The organism is Cellulomonas septica, assembly GCF_012396155.1.
GTDB classification, from domain to species: domain Bacteria; phylum Actinomycetota; class Actinomycetes; order Actinomycetales; family Cellulomonadaceae; genus Cellulomonas; species Cellulomonas septica.
This window is the reverse complement of record NZ_JAAXOY010000002.1, coordinates 20,175-38,293: the sequence shown is the minus strand read 5'-3', so window position 1 is coordinate 38,293 and position 18,119 is coordinate 20,175. Positions and strand designations below refer to the sequence as shown.

Annotated in this window: 9 protein-coding genes and 1 pseudogene; 7 read left to right on the top strand and 3 right to left on the bottom strand. The window is 72.0% G+C overall.

All coding sequences use genetic code 11. The features are described from left to right. The first annotated feature begins 1 nt into the window (after nucleotide 1). The 4 genes and pseudogenes from HGA02_RS00660 to HGA02_RS00645 all read left to right on the top strand — a co-directional run bounded on the left by HGA02_RS00660 (nucleotide 2) and on the right by HGA02_RS00645 (nucleotide 3,003). Nucleotides 2–577 (top strand): annotated as a pseudogene (locus HGA02_RS00660) (type 1 glutamine amidotransferase domain-containing protein). Beyond that, nucleotides 574–1,059: a hypothetical protein gene (locus HGA02_RS00655; RefSeq protein WP_168676444.1), complete on the top strand. Its 486-nt coding sequence runs from the start codon at nucleotides 574–576 to the stop codon at nucleotides 1,057–1,059. The pseudogene HGA02_RS00660 and the gene HGA02_RS00655 overlap by 4 nt, the downstream one beginning before the upstream one ends. Next, complete coding sequence (locus tag HGA02_RS00650) at nucleotides 1,056–2,231, top strand: zinc-dependent alcohol dehydrogenase (RefSeq protein WP_168676442.1); 1,176 nt, start codon at nucleotides 1,056–1,058, stop codon at nucleotides 2,229–2,231. The genes HGA02_RS00655 and HGA02_RS00650 overlap by 4 nt, the downstream gene beginning before the upstream one ends. 91 nt (nucleotides 2,232–2,322) lie before the next feature. Beyond that, nucleotides 2,323–3,003, top strand: a complete 681-nt coding sequence (locus tag HGA02_RS00645; protein WP_168676440.1) for a DUF1345 domain-containing protein — start codon at nucleotides 2,323–2,325, stop codon at nucleotides 3,001–3,003. Here HGA02_RS00645 and HGA02_RS00640 read toward each other — a convergent pair. Beyond that, nucleotides 2,975–4,345, bottom strand: a complete 1,371-nt coding sequence (locus tag HGA02_RS00640) for a DUF2254 domain-containing protein (RefSeq protein ID WP_168676438.1) — start codon at nucleotides 4,343–4,345, stop codon at nucleotides 2,975–2,977. The two genes, HGA02_RS00645 and HGA02_RS00640, sit on opposite strands and share 29 nt — an antisense overlap. A 10-nt stretch (nucleotides 4,346–4,355) precedes the next feature. Next, a complete protein-coding gene (locus tag HGA02_RS00635; protein ID WP_168676436.1) occupies nucleotides 4,356–5,399 on the bottom strand; it encodes a response regulator transcription factor in 1,044 nt (347 codons plus the stop codon). Nucleotides 5,400–6,378: 979 nt separating this feature from the next. Here HGA02_RS00635 and HGA02_RS00630 point away from each other — a divergent pair. From HGA02_RS00630 to HGA02_RS00620, 3 genes are all read left to right on the top strand, one after another. After that, nucleotides 6,379–6,975, top strand: coding sequence for a DUF305 domain-containing protein (locus tag HGA02_RS00630; protein ID WP_343035178.1), 597 nt, complete (start codon nucleotides 6,379–6,381; stop codon nucleotides 6,973–6,975). A 199-nt stretch (nucleotides 6,976–7,174) separates the two neighbouring features. Continuing rightward, entirely contained in the window at nucleotides 7,175–9,049 is a 1,875-nt protein-coding gene (locus tag HGA02_RS00625) for a BCCT family transporter (RefSeq protein WP_343035177.1), read from the top strand. 614 nt (nucleotides 9,050–9,663) lie between these two features. Further along, nucleotides 9,664–10,536 carry a hypothetical protein gene (locus HGA02_RS00620; RefSeq protein ID WP_168676434.1) on the top strand — a complete coding sequence of 291 codons (873 nt, stop codon included), beginning with the start codon at nucleotides 9,664–9,666 and terminating at the stop codon, nucleotides 10,534–10,536. 30 nt (nucleotides 10,537–10,566) lie between these two features. On the opposite strand, the gene HGA02_RS00615 is transcribed toward HGA02_RS00620, so the two are convergent. Further along, nucleotides 10,567–17,964: a DUF5979 domain-containing protein gene (locus tag HGA02_RS00615; RefSeq protein WP_168676432.1), complete on the bottom strand. Its 7,398-nt coding sequence runs from the start codon at nucleotides 17,962–17,964 to the stop codon at nucleotides 10,567–10,569. Nucleotides 17,965–18,119 lie beyond the last annotated feature (155 nt).

Below are 18,119 nucleotides of genomic sequence, written 5' to 3'. Positions count from 1 at the left end.
CATGGCCGGCGCGCTGGACGGACGTCGGGTCGCCATCCTGGCGGCCGACGGGGTGGAGCGGGTCGAGCTCGAGCAGCCACGGCAGGCGCTCGACGACGCCGGCGCGGAGACGGTCGTCGTCTCGCTCGCGGCCGGGGAGATCCAGGCCCGCGAGAACGACCTGAAGGACGCGGGCACCTTCCCGGTCGACGAGCTCGTCGGACAGGTGTCGGTCGACGACTTCGACGCGCTACTCCTGCCCGGAGGGACGGTGAACCCGGACAAGCTGCGGATGGAACCCGCGGCCGTGCGGTTCGTCCGGGACTTCGTCACGTCGGGCTAGCCCGTCGCGTCGATCTGCCACGGACCGTGGAACCTCGTCGAGGCGGACGTCGCGCGCGGCCGCCGCCTGACGTCGTGGCCGAGCGTGCGCACCGACCTGCGCAACGCCGGTGCCGAGGTGGTCGACGAGGAGGTCGTCACGGACGGCAACCTCACGACCAGCCGGTCGCCCGACGACCTGCCGGCCTTCTGCGAGCGCATCGTGCAGGAGTTCGCCCGCGCCGCCCAGCCGGCCGGTGCCGGAGGGGCGTCATGAGCTCCGTCGTCGGCAGCATCGCGTCCCTCGCGGCACGCGGCGTCGGCGGGGTGGTGCGGCTCGTGCGGTCGGCCTTCGACCGGTCGACCCGCCGCCCGTCCGGTACGGGCGGCGGGTCGGGCTGGCTGGTGGTCACCGTCTACCGCGACGCGTCCGACGTCGACGTCGAGGTCCTTCCGGCCCCGCTGGCCGAGCTCGACGGGACGGTCGAGGTGCGCGTCCGTCCGGCCGCGGGCGGCAAGGGCACGGAGCTGGCGGCGCGTCAGCGCGGTCGGCAGTCGTCGACCAGCGGCCTCAGCCGGCTCGCCGGGAGCGACCCGCAAGCCGACCTTCGCTCGGCCCTGCGCAGGACGAAGCAGCTCATCGAGGTCGGGGAGGTGCTGACGGTGGATCCGGTACCGCACGGCAAGCGGAAGGCGACGCCCGGAGGCGCGCTGCTCGAGGCCTGGACGAAGGTCGCGCCGAAGGCAGGTGTGCGATGAAGGCCGTGACGTGGCGCGGGGTCAACGAGATCGGCGTCGAGGACGTCCCCGAGCCGAGGATCCTCAACGACCACGACCTCATCCTCGAGGTCGGGCTCAGCGCGACCTGCGGCTCGGACCTGCACCTCGTCGGCGGCTACATCCCGGCGATGCGGTCGGGCGACGTGCTCGGGCACGAGTTCATGGGCACGGTCGCCGAGGTCGGCCCCGCGGTGACCAAGCACCGGGTGGGCGACCGGGTCGTCGTCGTCTCCTTCACGAGCTGCGGGCAGTGCTGGTACTGCCGGCAGGGGCTGTGGTCGCTGTGCGACAACGGCAACCCCAACCCGGGGATCACCGAGGCGCTGTGGGGCCAGTCCATCGGCGGGTGCTACGGGTACTCGCACGCGATGGGCGGCTGGGCCGGCAGCCACGCGCCCTACATCCGCGTGCCGTACGCCGACCAGGGCGCCTTCGCGATCCCGGACGGCATCTCCGACGAGCGGGCGCTGTTCGCCTCCGACGCCGCGCCGACGGGCTGGACCGGTGCGCACCAGGCGGGCGTCCAGCCGGGCGACGTCGTGGCCGTGTGGGGTGCGGGCGGCGTCGGCCAGATGGCGGCGCGCGCCTCCATGCTCATGGGCGCGGAGCAGGTCGTCGTCATCGACCGCTTCGAGAACCGGCTCGGGCAGGCCCGCACGCACGTCGGCGCGGAGACGCTGAACTACGAGAAGGTCGAGGTCCCGGCCGCGCTCCGCGAGATGACCGGCGGGCGCGGGCCGGACGTCTGCATCGAGGCGGTCGGGATGGAGGCCCACACGCCGGGCCCGCAGTACGTCTACGACCAGATCAAGCAGCAGATGCGGCTGCAGACCGACCGTCCGGCCGCGGTACGGGAGGCGGTCTACGCGTGCCGCAAGGGCGGGACGGTGTTCACGCTCGGCGTCTTCGCCGGGCTGGTAGACAAGTTCCCCCTCGGCGCCGTGATGAACAAGGCGCTGACGCTCAAGGGCGCGCAGCAGCACGGTCACCGGTACATCCCCGAGATCCTCGAGCGCATGAGCCGCGACGAGGTCAGGACCGAGCACCTCGCGACGCACGTGATGTCGCTCGACGACGGACCCAAGGGGTACCGGATGTTCAAGGAGAAGGAGGACGGGTGCGTCCGCGCCGTGTTCCGGCCGGGCGCGTGAGGAGTCGAGCGACCGGCCGCCGTCCGTCCCGACGCGGAGCTCGACCTCTCCCCCGCGCCCGGCACCGGACGTCCGCCCGCGGGGGTCGCCGATGAGCACCGCGCACGCGAGCGCCGCAGCCGACGCGGGACGACCGTCGCCGACGATCCTGTCCTGGCGCCGGGTCCTGGTCTGCCTCGGCGCGGGGATCGTCGCGACCGCGACGACCGCGGTCCTCGGCGTCCCGGGCATCGCGGTGCTGACCGGCTGGGCCGTCGCGTCCGGCGCCCTGCTCGTCTGGGTGTGGCGGATCAGCTGGCCGCGCGACGCGCAGGGGACGAAGCGTCTCGCGGAGGAGGAAGGCCGGACCCGGGTCACGGACGCGGCCGTGCTGGGCGCGGCCGTCGTCAGTCTGGGAGCCGTGGTGGAGGGCCTCGCCCGCGCCGATTCCCAGGACCCTGCCGGGGTCGCGACCGTGCTGCTGTGCGTCCTTGTCGTGGTCCTCTCGTGGGCCCTCGTGAACACGGTCTTCGCGCTGAAGTACGCGCGCGAGTACTACGCGGGTGGAGACGGTGGGATCGACTTCGGCCGGGATGCGCCGCCCGCCTACAGCGACTTCGCGTACCTCGCGTTCTCCGTCGGGATGACGTTCGCGGTGGCGGACAACCAGCTCCTGACCACGCGGATCCGCAAGGTCGGCCTCGGTCACGCGCTGCTGTCCTACCTCTTCGGGACCGTCGTCATCGCCGTCGCGGTCAACCTCGTCACGAATCTCGGGCAGAGCGGCGGGTAGGCGTCGCGCGCGACACGTCGGGTGCGCGGCCGTCCAGCACGACGGCCGTCGTCACGTCAGGGCCCGACCCGATGCCCTCGTTGTCCGGCGTGAGCGCGGCGGCCACGTCCTCCTCGTCGTCGTAGGCGCGACGCACGCCTGCGGCGAGCAGCCGCACCTGCCGGTCGAGCGCGGCCTGACGCTCCGGCGGGGCGACGCGCTTGAGGTCCTGCAGCGCCGCGCACAGGCGTCTGGTCACCTGCGGGGACGAGACACCGGCGAGCCGGATCTCGTCGAACGCGAGCCGCACGTAGCCGTCCCAGGACAGCGTCCGCTCGACGAGCCGGACCACCCCGTCCGCGTCGCGGTGCACGCCGGACGGCAGCGGGCGCGCGGCGACCTGGCGCAGCAGGTCGTGCAGCCGGTGCAGCGCCTGCAGGGTCGTCGTCGGATCGCTGAACGGCTGCGCGATCGAGCGTTCGGCGACGTCCACCAGCTTCCGCAGCCCGTAGGACGCGTCCTCCGAGTGCACGCGTTCGGGACCGACCACGACCATCCGGGCGACGTCCAGGGCGCGGAGGCGACGCCCGGGAGGCTCGACGCTCGTCGCCGACCCCGGCTCGTCGTGCACGCGGAACAGCGGAGCCCCGCCCGGGACGAAGTCGCCGACCACGGGAACGAGCTCGAGCACGCAGCGCGCGTCACGCGCGGCGGCGACGAGCCCGGCACGGTCGACCCGGACGACATTGCCCGGCTCCGGCGCCGCCACGACGTCCGCGTCGAGGTCGGCTCGGGTCAGCGCGCGGGGCGGCGCAGGGAACGTCGACGTGATCAGGTCACGCGTGCGGTCCCCGACGAGGTCGATCAGTCCCGTCGCCCGCATCGACTGCCCCGAGCGGTGCACGAACAGGATGAGCACGACCAGGCTGGCGACCATCAGGGCGTGTGCCACCACGACCGACAGCCCAGGGACGGCACCCGAGTCCGAGCCGCGGATCCCGCGGATCGTCAGCACCGCGACGACGAACGTCGCCGCGAACAGGCCGATGGCGAGCTGGCTGAACCGGTCCGATAGCAGCGCCGCGACGATCCGGGGCGAGAACTGCCCCATCGCGAGCTGGACGACCACCAGCGTGACGGTCAGGACGAGGGTGGTGAGCGAGGCGGCCACGGTGGCGAACAGCGACAACGTCGTCTGCGCGTCGCTGGGCGTGCCCGTCACCGTCTGCGAGATCAGCGAGTAGCCGGACCGGACGTCGAGCCACAGGGTGCCGAGGGCGATCAGCACACCCACCAGGACGCACAGCAGCGGGATCAGCCACAGGCTGTTCTTCACGGCGTAGACGAAGCGAGCAAAACGCATCGTGCCCTCCCTACCGGCGCCCTGACGCGAGCGCGACGCGCTCGACGGTCGGCGAGGGCGCCGCAGGGACGTAGGTGCCGTCTCGCTCGGCGCGGACCGCCGCGAGCGTCCGGGTCGGCGTCCCGAGTTTGACGAGGAGGTGCTCCAGGTGGGCGGCCACCGTCCGGGGGGCGACGACGAGCGTGCGCGCGATCTCCCGGTTCGAGCAGCCCTCGACGAGAAGTCCCAGGACCTCCAGCTCGCGAGGCGTCAGGCCGTGCAGGTCGCCGGGTGGCGACAGCGTCGCAACGGCAGTCGGTCCTGGCAGCGTCTCGTCCGGTGCTGCCATGACCGTCACGCGGACGTGCCCGTCAGGGGCGTGCGCACCACCCAGCGGCCAGAGGAACGACGCGTAGACCTGTCCCGCGCCGATCCGCGCCCTCGCGATCGCGTTCACCGCGGAACCGGGAAGCAGGAGAGCGTGCGCGGGCAGACCAGGGAGCGCCTGGCATCCGCCGTCGGCCCGGAGCACCACGCCAGCCGTGGCACCGCGGACGAGTCGCGCGCCGGCCAGCAGGGAGCGCATCGGGTCGAGGGCGGCCGCGAGCATCGGCGCGAGCTCGACGAGCCGACGTCGGGTCGCTCGCGGCGGCGGCTTTCGGCTCTCGAACAGCACCGCGAGGTGGCCGACGTGCCGCCCGCCAGGGGCGAAGAGCGCGAGACCCAGTCCCTCGTGCAGCCCGGCAGGGATCAGGCACTCGGCCCACGTCGGAAGCTCCTCGGCGGCGTACGGGAGGTCGGACGGTCCGACAGGCGGACCCTGGCGGTCCGTGCCGGTGGCCTGGATGTCGAGCGCGATCTGCGGACCCGAGAGAAACTGCACCGCGGTGTCGTCGAGGTCGAGGCTGACGAGAGAGTAGTACGAGTCCTCGGGCGGGTCGGCGAAGGCCAGGAACGCCGCGTCGAACGGCAGCACCCCGCGGACCGCCTCGAGCAGCTGCTGCGCACGTTCGGAGCTCGTCCCGTCGGAGACGAGGTCGGACGGCACCGGCCTGTCGGCCTGCTGTGAGCGCATGTGAGCCCCCGAGGTTCAGCGGCAGCGGGATGTTCCAGCTCCGAGGAGCTGGTCCGCTGCTCGACCGAACGGGAGGACGCCGACCAGACAGTCCTACCGCACAACGCCCCGGAGCACCCTTCGGGGCGCCCTCGATCCCGATCGCTCCTGACCACCGACCGCGTGCCGCCGCCCGACCCTCCCACGACATCGGCAGATCATGGGCGGGCAGCAACTGACGATGGGGTTTCGCCCAGGGCGGGGCGAGAGCATCCGAGCGTGGGGCTGCCAGGCTGATGCCGGACATGTCCAAAAAGACCGGTGGCCGCGTCCGGCTCCCTGTCCTCAGGATCCCGACGCGGCCTCTGACCTGCTACTTCGGTGGAGCTGAGGGGACTCGAACCCCTGACCCCCTGAAGTACCGCAGTGCATGCGGAAGGCCGTGCGGGTCTCGGCGTTTCTCCGAGACCTTCGGCCTGACCTGGGCTGACGCCGGGATCTAGGGGCGTCGTAGAACCATCCTATGGCCCCGGATCGGCCACTCTCGGGGCCTCTCGGTGCCGCAAAGTGTCCATTAAGTGTCCAGGCTCAGCGAAGCCCAGGAGAACCTCATCGCCCAGTCCGACAACGCCAGCGACCCCGATGACGTTCATCCGACACAAACTCGTGGTTGTCGTCGGCGCCGTGGGGCTCGTTCCCCGACGCCTTCCGCGCTCGTCGACTCGCCGGACGCCAACATGACGATCGTGTGACAGAACCGCGCCGCGGTCGGCACCGCTTGGCCGCCAGGCACCCCTCGTCGCAGGGTGTAGGAACGAGCCGACGAGAGCGGCCTCTCGCAGCCGCCGTGTCGCGCAGCACGGCAGTCGGGCCTGCGGTGCGTCGCGGGCGTCGCAGGCGCCCCGGTGACGGTCGAGCGCCGGGACTCGTGCAGCACAGCGGTGCCCTCGACCCGGAGGCAGGCCGGCGGGATGGGTGCCAGGACACGAAGGAGCTTTCCGTGACCACCGACGTCGGCCCCACGGGCGGCCAGCCACAGCACATCGAGCACGACCATGGCACTCGGAACACCTACCTGCGCTTCGCCGCGATGATCTGGACCGGGATGGTCGTCATGTACGCCGCGATGTACGTCGCCACGTATCAGTGGGACCACGTGCGGTTCAGCGAAAGCCGTGTCTTCATGGCGATGACCATGGGGGGCGCGATGGGGCTCGTCATGCTGGCGTGGATGCGCCAGATGTACACGAGCCCGCGAGGCAACGTCGCGGTCGTCGTGGTGAGCACACTGCTGCTCGGCGGCGGGATCTACCTCGACCGCAGCCAGGTCACCGTGCAGGACACCGGCTGGATGTCGTCGATGATCCCGCACCACTCCCTCGCGATCACCCGGTCCGAGCGCGCGGGGATCAGCGACGTCCGGGTGTGCCGCCTCGCTGCGTCGATCAGCGAGGCACAACGCCGCGAGATCGCGGAGATGGACTGGTTGATCGCGGACATCCGGCGCAACGGGCTCGCCACGACGCCGGAAGAGGCCGAGGGACGCCCGGTGCCTGACTTCGCGGCTGCGGCGGAACGCCAGTGCAGCGAGGGGTAGGGCTCGCGTCGAAGCCGCGCGAAGGAAGGGGGTCGGAGATCGGTGCCCGCGGCAAGTCCTGTACGGTGTTTGACCGTCTCTTGACGACCGACGAAGGGCAAGCTCCGTGACGAGCGACCATCGCACCGGTTCCAGCAGAGGATCGGTCGCCACCAGCACGGCTGCGCAGCGGGCTCGCGCGGCTCGGATCCTCGAGGAGGTGACCTCCCCCGACACCGTCGGGACGCCGCACCCGGCGCTGCTGCCCGGGATCGGTGTCGAGAGGACGCATCGCACCTTCGGCGTCGACCGCGCGGTCTTCGCCACCGCCGCGGCGCTCGTCGTCGGCGTCATCGCCTGGGGAGTGCTCTCACCGGCCGGCCTGGCCCGCGTGGCCGACGCCGGGTTCGTCGTCGTCACCCACGACTTCGGGTGGTTCTTCGGGGTCCTGACGGTGACAGTCTTCCTGTTCATGATGTGGCTGGGCTTCGGCCGCCACCGTGCGGTCCGGCTCGGCCAGGACGGCGAGAAGCCGACGTTCTCCACCGTCTCGTGGGTCGCCATGCTCTTCTCGGCGGGCATCGGCATCGGCCTGCTCTTCTACGGTCCGCTGGAGCCGATGGCGTTCTTCCTCGACCTGCCGCCCGCGTTCGCGCGGACCGAGGCGGGCAGCGACCGGGCCATGCACCTCGCACTCGCGCAGACGCTCTTCCACTGGGGTCCGGTCGCGTGGGCGTACTACGCGCTGGTCGGCGGAGCGGTCGCGTACGCGGCGTACCGCAAGGGACGCACGCCGCTGATGTCAGCACTGCTGGAGCCGATCTTCGGGAAGCGCAGCGAGGGCCCGCTCGGCAAGGTCGTCGACGTCTTCGCCATCGTCGTGACCCTCTTCGGGACGGCGGTGTCCCTCGGGATCGGCGCCCTGCAGATCGGCCGGGGCGTCGAGATCGTCGGCGGCGTGGGTCCCCTGGGGAACGGCGTCATCGTGGGCATCATCGCGGTGCTCGCGGTGGCGTTCATCCTCTCGGCCGTCTCCGGGCTCAAGCGGGGCATCCGCGCGCTGTCCAACGTCAACATGGCGCTCGCCGGGCTGCTCGGGATCTTCGTCCTCGTCGTCGGTCCCACCGTCCTCATCCTCAACCTCGTCCCCGGCGTTCTCATGACGTTCATCGGTGAGCTGCCCACCCTCATGGCGCAGTCCGCCGCGACGTCGCCCGAGGCGCAGACGTTCATGAGCTCGTGGACCACGTACTACTGGACGTGGTGGGTGTCATGGACGCCGTTCGTCGGCCTGTTCGTCGCGAAGATCAGTCGCGGGCGGACGCTGCGCGAGTTCGTGACGACGGTCATCGTCGTGCCGAGCGCCGTGTGCCTCGTGTGGTTCACGATCCTCGGCGGCACCACGATGTGGCTCGAGCAGACCGGCGCAGCGATCAGCGACGCGGCGTCCGGCCAGGACATGCTGTTCGCCGTCCTGCACGAGCTGCCGCTGGGCGCCGTCACCTCGGTGCTCGCCATGGTCTCGATCGTGATCTTCTTCGTCACGAGCGCCGATTCGGCGTCGATCGTCATGGCGAGCCTCTCCGAGCAGGGCAACCCGGCGCCGCGACGATCCACGACCGTCGTGTGGGGCGTCGCGCTGGCGACGATCGCTGCGGTCCTCCTGGTCGGCGGAGGTCAGCTGGCGCTCTCGAGCCTGCAGAACCTCATGATGGTCTCGGCCCTTCCGTTCGCGGTGGTGGTCATCCTCGTGATGGTCGCCTGGGCGAAGGATCTCGCGCGCGACCCGCTGACCCTTCGCCGGCGCTACGCCCGCGAGGCGCTCGACCAGGGGGTGCGCGCCGGGATCGAGGAGCACGGCGACGACTTCGTCATCGGCGTCGTCGCGACCGAGCCGAACGAGGGAGCCGGCGCGTGGCTCGACACGGACGACCCCGTCCTCACGGACTGGTACCCGGTCGACGCGGGCGACGCGACAGCGGGCGCGGCCCCGTGGGGCGACGGGGAGGCCCCGACGGGCAGGCGGAGCGACCCGGCCGAGGACCGTGAGCGGCGCTCACCGGTCGAGGTCGGCGTGGACGGCGCCGTCACCTAGGAGGCGAGGGCCCGACCGCCGGATGACGGCGGTCGCGGCCAGACCCGCAGCAGAGTCGTCCGACTGCAGGGAGAGAACGATGTCAGAGCCGGCCGCGGAGTTCGGCGTGCTCTTCCTCCCCCCGGCCGGGGCGCGCTCGCGCGTGACCCTCGAGGTCGCCGGACCGTTCTCGACGAAGACCGAGGCGCACGTCGTCGCGATCGCTCGGTGCACGGAGCGGGGCGGCGACTACGAGCTCATGGTCCGTGCGGCAGGTGGGCGGACGTGGCACTCCGAGCGAGGCGAGACGCCGAGGGACGTCCTTCGCCGCCGTCGCGCCCCCAGCGTCGAGGCGACACCCGCCAGACCGACCTGGACCTCGAGCGGACGGGGCGTCGCGTGGGACTGGTGGCGACACGGGCCGCAGCGCTGAGCTCGGGGCTGGTGGCGCCCGTGACGGCCGACAGCGGCACCTGGCATCGGTGAGGCGTGCGCAGCGCCGCCACCACGCCTATGTTCGGCGACATGGATGCGGTCGGCCTGCAGGAACACGGCCCGTCGCCCACGGCCGCGCCACACCGTGGCCTCCGCGGCGGGCTGCTGTGGGAGCGCGACGCTCTGGAGCGGCGACACGCGTGAGCACCGTGATGGATCGAGCGCTCCTGCGGAGCCGCCGCGTCGCCGCCCGGCTCCGCCGGACGTCCTCCGGTGCGCTGATCGAGCGGGTCTACGTCGGCTTCGTCGCGATCGAACCGTTCGACCGTGCGATGACCCTCGCCGCACAGGCGTTCGTGTCGCTCGTCCCGGTGATGATCGTGACCGCGGCCCTCAAGCCCGATCGAGAGGGCTTCGGGTCGTTCATGGCCGACAGCCTGGGGCTCTCCGACGCGACCCGCGAGTCGCTGGCCGGCAGCGTCTCCACCGACGCGTCGGTGGGCTCCAGCGTTGGCGTGCTCGGCCTTCTCGTGGCGCTGATCGGTGCGACGTCGTACTCCCGGGCGCTCGAACGCATGTATGCCAAGGTGTGGCAGGTCAAGCGCCCCGGCTTGCGTTCCGCGTGGCGCTGGCCGGCCACCGTCCTCGCGGTGATCGTGGCGATCGGGTTGCTCGAGCTGACACGTCAGGCGACGGAGGGCGTCCCGCTGCCGGCGCTCTGGGACTTCCTCGTCCGCCTCGTGATCTGGGGGGTCGTCTGGACGTTCGTCCCCTGGGCGCTGCTCCGGGCGCAGGTCTCCGTCCGGGTCCTGGCCTTCTCCGGTCTGATGAGCGCGTTCCTGCTGGGCGTCCTCAGCATCGCGGGCACCCTCTACCTGCCGATCGTCCTGGTCTCCGGCGCGAGGCAGTTCGGCGTGCTCGGCCTCGTCTTCGCCTACATCGGCTGGCTGTTCGCGGTCAGCTTCGCGCTCGTGCTCGCGTGCGTCGTCGGTCGGGCGTGCGCCGAGGAGGACGGGGTGCTCGGACGCGTCGTCCGAGGTCGCGACGACGTGAGGTCATGGAAGGCGGTCTAGCGCCCTGCGCACCGCCGGTCAGCTCGAGCGTCACCACACTCCTGGCCCGGGCCCACGACGTGGACGGTTCCGGCGGCGCAGCGCGAGCAGGAGCAGCCCGCTGACCAGCAGCACGGCAGCGACGACCGCGACCCGCCCGCTGTCGTCGCCCGTCGTCGCCAGGACGTCGCTCCAGGTGTTGGTGACCGTGAGCGTGACGCTCACGGAGGCGCCGCTGGGGACGAGGAACGTCGCGGACGGGCCGGTCCTGCCGGCGACGCTGTAGGTCACGTCGTCGGCGCCGCCGTCGTCGACCTCCGTCAGGGTGCACTGCGCCCCCTGCGGGACCGTGGGGTAGACCGCGGTCCAGCCGCCGGCGGCCGACAGGAGACGAGTCGATCCTCCGACGAGCGTCACGGAGGTCGGCCCTGCCGCCGTCGCGAGGGTGCATGCGAGGTCGACGACGTAGGTGTCGCCCTGGTGAGCGCCCGCCCCTTCGCCGACGAGGCGCTTGTCGACGACGACCTGCCCGACGTCGAACGTGTTCGTCACGGTGACGAGAGTCTCGCCGTCCTGGCCGATGACCACCGGGCTGGGTTCGATGGACGTCGAGGTCGCCCCGCCGTCGTCCGTCTCGGACACGGTGCACTCGGCACCGACAGGCAGGCCGCGGAAGACGACGGGTGTCCCCGGCACGACCTCGCGGACGTCGCGGCCGGGCACGGTGATCGACCGCCCCTGGAACTGGCAGGACAGCTCGACGCTGAAGGGCCCGGTGCCGTAAGCGGACCCGGCGCCGTCGACGACCTTCTCGACGGTGAGCGGGGCGACCGCGAACGTGTTCGTGACGGTGAAGATGGCGTCGGCGTCCTCGCCGACCACGAGGGCATCGGGCGAGACGACCGCCTCGGTCGCCCCCTGGGCGTCGGTCTCGGTCAGGCTGCACTCCGCGCCGACCGGGAGCCCGTCGTAGGTCACCGCGGCGAAGCGCGTGACGAGGCGGTCGGCACCGCCGGGGACCGTCACGTCCTCGCCCTCGAACGTGCACTCGAGGTGGACCGTGAACGGCCCCAGCGCGTAGACGATCCCGACGCCGGCGATCTCCTTGACCACGCGCACGGGGGCGAGGTCGAACGTGTTCGTCGCGGTCACCGCGACGGTCGTGCCGTCGCCGATCGTCACCTGGCCCGACGGCGGTTCGAGCACCGTCGACGTGGCCCCGCCGTCGTCCGTCTCGGTCACGGTGCACAGCGCGCCGGTCGGGAGGTTCGCGATCTGCGCCGTGAGAGGCCCGCCGTCACCGAGGGTCACGGTGCTGTCGTAGACCGTGCGAGGCGCGCTGGGTCCGTCTCCGTCGTCGTCGAACGTGCACGTCACGGCCAGCGTGAACGGTCCGTCGCCGTACGCCTGCGCCCCGGCTCCGTCGACGACCTTCGTGAGGTCGAGCGCGCCGACCCCGAAGGTGTTGGTGGCGACCACGTCGTTGGCGGCCTCGCCCGTCACCTCGCCGCCGAGGACGACGTCGGTCGACGTGCCGTCCGTGACGACCGGGTCACCGCCCGCCTGCTGGACCGACAGTGCGACCGAGGTGGCGCCGCCGGTGCCAGTCTCGGCGACCGTGCAGGTCGCGCCGACCGGGAGGCCGGTCAGCGCGACGGTGTCGCCGTCGTCGAGCTCGAGGACCATCGGGTCGTCGGCGTCGTAGCCGTCGGCGAAGACGTCCTGGCCGAGGAAGCGGCACTCGACGGTGACCTCGAACGGGCCGAACGGCACGGGGTCGCCGTCCTGGTCGAGCGCTTCGCTCTCGACCGCCTTGGACAGCTGGAGGCTCGTGAGGTCGTAGCGGTTGACGGCCGTGATGAGGGTCGGCGCCGTCTCGCTCTCGATCGTCACCGTGCCGACGAGCAGCTCGGTCTGCCCGTCGCTGCCGTCCTCGGTGATCGTGCACTGCGCGCCGTACGGGAGGTTCAGCACGGTGAGCGGGGTGCCGGGTGTCACGGTGACCGGGATCGGGTCGAGGACGGTCTCCTGCCACGTGCCCACCGCCGACGTGCACTGGACGAACAGGTCGAACGCGTCCGGGGCGTACGCTGCGCCGTCGCCCGTGACCTCCTTGGTGACCTCGAGCGGGCCGCTGGCGGTGGCGACGCCGACCTTCGTACCCTCCGTCGGCAGGAGGTTGAGGTCCCCCAGCGGCGTCACGACGACGCCGGAGGCGGCCGCCGAGTTCCACGCGATGGACCGGCCGCCCGTGTCGGGCACCTCGGCGGGTGTCGTCGTGGCACCCTCGAGCGCGATGGACTCGCCCGGGGTGAACGGGTCACTCTCCGGGAAGCTGATGACGGCCTTCAACGCCACGATCGACTCGTAGACGGCGTCGGTCTCCGAGCCCGTGAGCTGCACCCAGCCCGTCGTCGCGTCGTCGGTCGGGCACGACGGCTCGTTGAGGGGGTCCGTGAGGTCCGTCATGCAGTAGTTCTGCGTCGTGGAGTACCAGAAAGTCACGGTCGCGTCCGAGGGGACGTTGACCGCGAGGGGCGGCACGTTCGGGTCGAGGATCGGGCGGAACTGCGAGCCGCGGGCGGAGCTCGCGTACGAGCCCGTGTCGCCCGGGATCGGGAGACGGTCGTAGATGACGACCTTGTTCAGCGGCAGGTTGCCGACGTTGTTCACGACGATCCGCCACGTCTCGTCGTGACCGGGCGCGATCACGGGCGTGCACGGGTAGGCGTAGAAGCCGTCCGCGTCCGGGACGCAGCCGCCGGCGGGCGGCGTCGGTGCGTCGGGGTCGACGAGGACGTCGAGCTCGTCGTCGGCTGTCGCCTTGACGAGCTTCGCCTGGCTGAGGACCGCTGCCGGGATCGGGGTCACGTCGGCGTCCGCCTGGCACTGCCCTGTCGCGGGGTCGAGGCGCGTGGCGCAGCCGTCCCACGGCCGGTCTCCGGTCACGCCGGTCGTATTGAGCACGACCGTGCCCGCGGGCAGCCCGACCCGGAACTGGACGAGCACGGTGATCGTGTAGGTCTGGCCGACCTCGAGCACGGCGTCGTCGGGGATCGTGAACTCGAGGCTCTCGAGGTCGCCGCCCTGCGTCACGGTGACGTCGCCGTCCGTGCCGGCGTCGGTCGTGGGCAGCGGGTCTCCGTTCGGCGGTGTGGGCGCCGCCCCGGTCAGCGCGTAGCTGAAGGGGTCGTCGACGCCCTCCGCGAGCCGGAGCTGTGCTCCGTCGGCGTCGGCAGGCATGGGGTCGTCGACCACGTCGAGGTCGAAGATCGGCCGGTTGCCGGTGTTCGTCACGGCGATCGCCATCGGGAACACCGCGTCGGGCGGCTGAGTCCCGCCCGTCACGACGCCTGCGAAGGTCTTGACGACCTGCACGGCGTTGGTGGCGTGCGCGTAGGTGATCGTCGCCTGCGCCGTCTCGTCGGCGCTGACCGGCACGAGCGGGCCCGTCGGGTCGTCCGGGTTCACGACCAGGTCCGCCCCGGTCACGGTGCCGTCGACGTCGTTCGTCGCGAGGCCGGCCGCGGTCTCCCCCGGCGCCGCGAGGTTGCCCGCGAGGTCCGTCGGCACCGGCGTCGCGGGGTCCGAGCGCAGGGTGTCACGCACCTGCACCTCGAGGTTCACGGCCTGGGTCGGGTTGGCGGGGTTCTCCCAGATCGCCCCGTCGGACCGCGTGAAGGTGAACCGCACGCCGGTCACGTCGGCGGCGGCGACCCCGGCCGGGAGCGAGAACGTGGTCCCGGGCGTGCCGTTCGTCCAGGTGCCGCCGACGAACGTGTCCGTGCCCGGGTCGTACGTGCCGCCCGTGTACGCGTCGACCCGCACCCGGTCGATCGGCGCCGTCAGCGTCGAGGCGTCGAAGCCGACGAGGTCGTACTGGTTCCAGAAGCTGCCGTCGACGTCGACCAGCGTCATGCTCACCGCACGCGACGGCCCGGTCGGCTGGCCGGTGAGGGCCAGGACGGAGGTCGGGTTGTCCTCCGCGTCCGAGCCCGGCTCGACGACCGTCGCCGGGGTGAACGACTTGCCGACGACCATGCTGATCTCCGCGTCGTCGAGCTCCATCGTGGCGTCGTCCCACGCTTGCGGGTCCTGGCTGCCGGGCGTGCCGCCGGGGTCGGCCACCTCGGCACCGGCGCTGTTCGGCACCGGCGAGTAGTCCGCGACGTTCACGCGGGTGGTCGGGTCGTAGCGGTCGAACTCGCGGAGCAGCAGCGTCAGGTCGAGCACGCCCTGCGCCCCCGACGTGATCCGGCCGTCGAACCGGGCCTCGACGCCGACGACGTCCGCGAGCTCGGCAGCCGTCAGGGCCTCCGCCTCAGCTTCGGTGAGCTCGGCGGTCGTTCCCCCGACGGACGTCAGGACGACGGTGACTCCCCCGTCCGGGAAGTCGGGGTCCCCCACGGGGGCGGTCCCCGCCGGGGGGACGACGGAGATGCCCGTCAGCGTGAACACGTCGAACGGGGACGTACCGGGCGCCGCCCCGACCTCGACGACCCCGCCGGGGTCCGGCGCGGAAGGCTCCGCGATCCGCATGGTGTCGACGCGCGCGACGGAGTTGTTCGTGGCCGTGACCTGGACAGTCGTCGACGGGTAGGCGTCGGCCGGGGTGCCCTCGGGCGGCACCGACAGAGGGCCGCCGGTCCAGGTCTTGTCGATCCCGACGTTGATCGGCTGGTCGAGGATCAGCACGTCGTCCGCATCGGTGTCGGTGTACTCGTTGTCACCGAACGTCGCCGTGCCGCGCGCGGTGTCGTCAACGAGCCCGGGGTCCGTCGGGACGTTGTAGATCGTCCCGTTGGTCGACCCGAGCACGGGTGAGCCGTCGCTGCGCCGCTCGTCGCGCACCTGGAACGTCAGGTTCAGGTGCCGGCCGTCGGCCTGGGTCGAGCGCGCGACGCCCTCGCCCGGCTGCGGTGCGGTCGGGTCCACCGTGCCGCGGGTCGGCGACTCGACGTACGTGAGCCTGACCGCGGTCGCGTCCTCCCGCTCGTCGGCCGTGAGGGTGTACCCGGGGAAGGACCCGTCGCAGGGCGCGGCGACGCTGCACGGGTCGCCCGCCGCGTCCACCCACGCGCCGCCGACGAACAGCTCCACCCCCGTGATGGCGTCGTACGGGATCAGGGGGTCGACGGCGGGGTCGACCGCCTCGACGCGGACCAGGTCGAACGCGTCGTAGAACGACTGGGCGATCGTCGTCGTCGCGGGGTCGGCGATGTCGCTGAGCACCATCGACTGCACCCCGACGAACCCGTTCGTCGACCAGGTGAGCTGCGCGGTGACCTGGTCCTCGGTGCGCGCGCGGACGGTGACGGGATCGGCGCCGAGGAACGTCTTGTCGATGAAGTCGAGGTCACCCGGATCGGGGTCGACGGGGAACGGGTCGACGGCCGCGCAACCCTCGGCGGGTGGCGTGGCGCCGACGGCTGCCGTCGACGCGCTCGAGGCGCCGCAGTTCGTCAGCGGGGCGTCCTGGTCGGGAGGGCCGTCGTACGTCGCCAAGAAGTTCGGCTGGAAGTTCTCGCCCGGGGGGAACCCGGCGTCCGAGTGGTACGCGAACTGCACGCCCTGCGCGTCAGGAGGCAGGTCGCAGCTGACGGTGGTCGGGCCGGTGAACGTGCCGCAGTCGGGATCGGTGACCCATGCGGTGCCGTCCCAGTAGCTGATGGTCAGCGTCGCGCCCGGGGGGACGTCGGTCGAGCGCACCGCGGTGGCCGTGAAGTCGCCCCAGAAGGGGCCCGGGTTCGTGGGGTCCGTCGGGTCCTGGATGACGACGTCCTCGGCGTCGGTCGTCGAGCCGTCCGGTCCGAACGGCAGGAGCTGGCTGGGCAGCTGGACGAGGACGGTCTGCCCGGGGAAGGCCGGGATGATCGACGGCGAGATGTTCTTGGTCGTCTGCGTGGCGAGGCGGTCGGTGAGCGTCACCAGGTCCGCCGACGCGGTGCCGGTCGCGTTCGGGATGTCCGCGGTGATCTCGTTCGGGTGGGTGACGTCCTCGACGACCTGGTCCGGGTCGGTGTCGGCCACGAACGGGACCGACGCGTCGCCGCCCGTCACGATGTCGCCCGTGAACTCGACCGTGAACCCGACAATTGTGCAGCCGGGCGGCGGGTTCGGGAGCGTGTCCGGCGCCGTCGCGTCGAGCGTCAGGGTCGGGCCCTCGGCGCAAGTGAACGTCACGCTGGCCGCGTCCGCGTCCGCCGGCCACTGCACGCCGGTGCCGTCCCCGGACGGTCCGAACCCGACGAACGTCAGCGGGTTGTCGCCCTCGAACGGGCTCGGCGTGCCGGGGGACGGCTCGGTGATCGACATCGACGTCGTCGGGTCGCCGTCGTTGGTCGCCCCGATCGTCACGGTCGTCGGCTCCCCCGCGCTGACGGTCGACGGGTCGAAGCTCTTGCGGGCCGTGACACTGTTGTTCGGCGGCGTGATGACGTAGGTGTCGTCCGCGGTGGTCGGCGTCGAGGTGCCGCCGGTCGGATGGGTGACGACCGATGACGTGTCGTTGGCGACCGTCGTCTGCGCCGTGAGCTCGGTGACCGCATCGCTCTGCACCACGTTGACAGGCACGCTCGCCGTGGCGCCGGGCTGGATGTCGCCGCTGAACGTGTAGCGCACCCCCTGCACGTCGGCGGGGTCGACGGCCGCGTCGAGCGGGAGCCACTCCGCGCCGTCCCAGTACTCCTCGATCACGTTGTCGGCGTTCGGCGGGAGCACGACGGTGCCGATGCTGTCGTACTCGAGGTACGTGAACGGGTTCGGGTCCGCCGTCGGGTCGACGGGGTCCTGGATCACGAGGGTGTCGACGGCGTCGTTCGACGTGTTCGTGCTGCCCAGCGTGATCGTCGCCGGTGTCCCCGGCCTCGCGACCGCACCCGGCGGCGCGATCTCCTTGGTCGTGCTCGAGCTGATCTGCAGCGGCACCGTCGGGGTGACGGCGTCGCTCGCCGACTGCTGCGCCGCGTTGTCCGCGGTGACCGTGGCCGTGTTCGTGATCGGCACGCCGCTCTGGTCGAACGAGATGTCGTCGGCGATCTGCGCCGTGATCACGATCTGCGCCTGTGCGCCGTTCGGCACGCTCGGGTTGGTGTAGGTCACGGTATCGGTGCCGGTGTCCGCCGTGATCGTGCCGCCCGGCGGCCCGCTCTGGATCGAGGCGCTCACCAGCTCGATGCCGTCCGGCAACGGGTCGGTCAGCACCGCGTTCGTGCACGGCGACGCGTTCGGGTCCGAGCACGACACCGTCACGACCCACTGGACCTGGTCGCCCGGCTGGTACGGCCCGGAGCTCACCTCGACCTTCTGAATCCCCCAGTCGGCTGCCGCCGCGGGGAGCGCCGCGACGACGAGGGTCGGGAGCACGAGCGCGAGCGCGGCCAGGACCGCCCAGCGTCGACGCCCCCGGACGTCGCGCCGCGGGCCGTGACCCGTTCGTCTGTCGCCCATCCGCGCTCCGCCCCCGAGTCGGTGCACTCCTGGAGGCCACGACGACGTGGCCGTCCACGGTCGAGGTTGCCAGACGTTTTCTCGACGAGCACGCCGGCTCCGTCCCGTTCGTCCGGGAAGTCAGCCGCGGCGCAGGTCGAGCGCGGGCGCGACAC

Coding starts and splice junctions, on each gene's coding strand:
- HGA02_RS00640 (WP_168676438.1), bottom strand. CDS start 4,345: ATGCGTTTTGCTCGCTTCGTCTACGCCGTGAAGAACAGCCTGTGGCTG.
- HGA02_RS00615 (WP_168676432.1), bottom strand. CDS start 17,964: ATGGGCGACAGACGAACGGGTCACGGCCCGCGGCGCGACGTCCGGGGG.
- HGA02_RS00655 (WP_168676444.1), top strand. CDS start 574: ATGAGCTCCGTCGTCGGCAGCATCGCGTCCCTCGCGGCACGCGGCGTC.
- HGA02_RS00650 (WP_168676442.1), top strand. CDS start 1,056: ATGAAGGCCGTGACGTGGCGCGGGGTCAACGAGATCGGCGTCGAGGAC.
- HGA02_RS00635 (WP_168676436.1), bottom strand. CDS start 5,399: ATGCGCTCACAGCAGGCCGACAGGCCGGTGCCGTCCGACCTCGTCTCC.
- HGA02_RS00645 (WP_168676440.1), top strand. CDS start 2,323: ATGAGCACCGCGCACGCGAGCGCCGCAGCCGACGCGGGACGACCGTCG.